Source organism: Adlercreutzia sp. DFI.6.23 (assembly GCF_024462535.1).
Lineage (GTDB): Bacteria > Actinomycetota > Coriobacteriia > Coriobacteriales > Eggerthellaceae > Adlercreutzia > Adlercreutzia rubneri.
In genome coordinates this window covers 1-417 of the sequence record NZ_JANGBP010000150.1, presented here as the reverse complement: position 1 = coordinate 417, position 417 = coordinate 1, and the positions used below count along the sequence as shown (strand labels likewise).

At 57.1% G+C, this 417-nt stretch carries 1 pseudogene; it reads left to right on the top strand.

Features of this window, described 5'->3' with window-relative positions:
- Positions 1 to 120: 120 nt before the first annotated feature.
- Positions 121 to 417 (top strand): annotated as a pseudogene (locus NE591_RS12755) (AarF/ABC1/UbiB kinase family protein); the annotation flags it as partial.

The window sequence follows — 417 nt, the reverse complement described above, 5'->3', positions numbered from 1 at the left end:
TACCTGCTTCTCTATTGCAGGCAAAGCGGTTGAAACAACAGCTTGATGCCAGGTGAATTGATGAGGAGATCGCTCTTCGTTTCGCACGGTACCATGGGCTTTCCAGAAGGAGGAACGCCCATGGCCACGTTCGAAGAGTTCATGAAAGTCGCCGAGATTTCCCTCAAGGACAAGACCTCTCATGCGCGCATGAACGAAATCGTGCGCATAATGCGCCAGTACAAGGTGCTGCATGGGCTGACTCCCGCCCAGGCGGTGGAGGTGCTGCAGGCCCTTGGCCCCACCTACGTGAAGATCGGCCAGCTGGCCTCGAACCGCTCCGACCTTCTGCCCAAGGCTTACTGCGATGCCTTCGAGAAACTTCGCGACGATGCAAACCCGATGCCCTTCGACGTGGTGATCGAGCAGATTGACCGC